The organism is Caballeronia sp. (assembly GCF_049581465.1).
Lineage (GTDB): Bacteria > Pseudomonadota > Gammaproteobacteria > Burkholderiales > Burkholderiaceae > Caballeronia.
Genome location: NZ_JBAUSA010000367.1, coordinates 1 through 2,329, shown reverse-complemented (window position 1 = coordinate 2,329; position 2,329 = coordinate 1). Strand labels below are relative to the sequence as shown.

Here is a 2,329-nt window from a genome sequence, read left to right as displayed (position 1 = left end):
GGCTATCTACCGTGAGGTCGCGGATCTCGTGCAGTTGAACGCGAAGGTCACGAAGATAGACCAGAGCGAACGCGGCGTGACGGTGACTTACGTCGACGCAAACGGCAAGGGCGATCCGCAAATGGTGCAGGCAAACTGGCTGGTCTGCACGATTCCGTTGTCAATACTGAGCGAAATCGATGTCGCCGTCAGCCAGCCCATGCAAGACGCCATCGATGCCGTGCCCTATGAAACGTCGGTGAAGGTGGGCCTTCAATTCAAGCGGCGCTTCTGGGAGCAAGACGAACACATTTACGGTGGCATTACTTATACTGATCTGCCGATATCGACGATCGGTTATCCGGCGAGCGATTATGGTGGCGCCGGCAAAGGTGTGCTGCTTGGCGCGTACGTGTGGGGGCCGAATGCTTACGAACTCGGCTCGCTGCCGCCGCAGCAACGGGTTCAGATAGCGGTGGAGCAAGGCGCGCAGATTCACCCGCAATATCCGCGAGAATTCGAGTCGGGCATTGCAGTCAACTGGAGCCGCGTGCCTTTCACCAATGGTTGTTTCGGCGCATGGACTCACGAATCGCGTGAGCGACACTACAAGAATCTGTGTCAGATCGACGGTCGCATTGTATTGGCTGGCGAGCACGCCTCGTATATCCCTGCGTGGCAGGAGGGTGCCGTATTGTCCTCTCTTGATGCAATCACCCGGTTGCATGCGCAAATCAGGGCGAAGGTATGACAGCAGAGGGAGTTCACCGGCACTCGAAACGTGCTGAGAGTTTCGGCCGGACGCGCAAGGCTGCGTCAGTCTGGTTTTTTGTTATCTCGTCCATGGTGTGCGTAGCCGAGCCGAAGGCGGAGCCAAAAGCCGAAACAACATTTTCTAGCGGTGGCGCGTTCGAGGAGCAGGACGGTGAAAGCCTTTACCGCGCGAGTTGCCAGGCGTGTCACATGGCTCATGGTGAGGGGGCGAGCGGTGCCGGCCACTACCCGCCGCTGGCTAACAATCCCCGGCTCGCCTCAGCGGCCTATCCGATCTTCAACGTACTGCATGGACGCGACGGCATGCCGGGTTTTGCCGACTATATGAGTGACGAGCAAATCGCGATGGTCGTCAACTACACCCGGACCCATTTTGGGAACAGCTACCGCGATGCGGTCTCCGCTAAGGATGTTAGGAAAATGCGCTGACTAAGTGCGCTGACTAAGTGCGGAAGCCAGTTTCGGGCAATGGGGTCGCGCGATGCAGAATGATATCGACGACGGCGTCGACTGGCTCGTATTGCGTCGCCGGCAAACCAGACACCAGTCTGCCCGTTCCTGAATGAAGGCGGGGTCATAACAGTTCGCCGGCGTAGTTTGCCGGCCCTTGTGAGAGACCGCTTATTTCAGCGAGTCCATGGCAAGTGTCTTGCCCAGGAAGCGCCGACTTGCAGCAAGAATCTCCTTGCGGGTCCGCTCACTCTCAACTGCACGCGCGAGTACCAGCGCGCCGACGCATTGGGCGATCAGTGCCCACGCCGCGTCGGAATCGCCTGTGCGTTGACTCCAGCTCTTCTGGGTAACTTTAAGTGCTTGCTCCACCGTCTCGCGCACTTGAGGCGTCGCGCGCGCGATCTCCGCGCCGAGTGTCGGAAGCACGCAGCCCACTTCCGGGTGGAGCGCGTGAGACGTGCTCAGATAGCTTCGCAGGCACTTGGCCACATGATCGCTCGACGAGTCTTCATTGCCCGCCAGCATCTTGGCACTGTTGTCTACCTCTTCTTCGATCAGCGCCTCGAACAACGCTTGTTTGGAGGGGAAATGGCTGTAGAACGCGCCGCCGGTCAGGCCGATCGACGCCATCAGCGCGTCAACACCGGTTGACTCGAAGCCGCCTTGCTTCGCAATGGCCCTGCTGCTGCTCATCAGCTTCTCGCGGGTTTCTTGCTTGTGGGTAGTTGAGTAACGCATACATCGACTCCGGATAATCCCTCGTTGACAATATCAAGACCATAACATGATCCTCGTTTACTAAACGATCAATCATTAATGGGCGGTTAAACCGGATTTACTCAAAAAAGCACGACTATCTTTTTTATTTCGACGATGTATAAATAAACCATCGTTAGGTAAAGGAGGGGATCATGACGAATGGCAATCAGGAAGCGCGTCCCGTCGCGCTGGTGATCGGGGCAGGGGACGCGACCGGGGGAGCGATCGCGCGGCGTTTTGCGCGTGAAGGCATGGTCGCTTGCGTCGTGCGGCGGCAGGCCGACAAGCTTGAGCCGCTGGTCAAGCAGATCGAAGCGGAGGGTGGGAAGGCAGTGGGCTTCAGTTCCGATGCCCGCAAGGAGGA

Annotated in this window: 4 protein-coding genes; 3 read left to right on the top strand and 1 reads right to left on the bottom strand. The window is 58.1% G+C overall.

From position 1 onward, the window contains the following. Together WCA53_RS09150 and WCA53_RS09145 are read left to right on the top strand one after the other, a co-directional pair. Positions 1-730: flavin monoamine oxidase family protein (locus WCA53_RS09150; RefSeq protein ID WP_423908239.1), on the top strand; the 730-nt coding region annotated here is incomplete at its 5' end. Beyond that, positions 727-1,182, top strand: a complete 456-nt coding sequence (locus tag WCA53_RS09145) for a c-type cytochrome (protein ID WP_423908237.1) — start codon at positions 727-729, stop codon at positions 1,180-1,182. The genes WCA53_RS09150 and WCA53_RS09145, both read left to right, overlap by 4 nt. 192 nt (positions 1,183-1,374) lie before the next feature. Here the strand turns inward: WCA53_RS09145 and WCA53_RS09140 are convergent, their stop codons facing one another. Further along, a complete protein-coding gene (locus WCA53_RS09140; RefSeq protein WP_423908235.1) occupies positions 1,375-1,944 on the bottom strand; it encodes a TetR/AcrR family transcriptional regulator in 570 nt (189 codons plus the stop codon). A gap of 173 nt (positions 1,945-2,117) precedes the next feature. Here WCA53_RS09140 and WCA53_RS09135 point away from each other — a divergent pair. Next, positions 2,118-2,329 (top strand): SDR family NAD(P)-dependent oxidoreductase (locus WCA53_RS09135; RefSeq protein ID WP_423908232.1); only part of this gene is annotated, 212 nt, incomplete at its 3' end.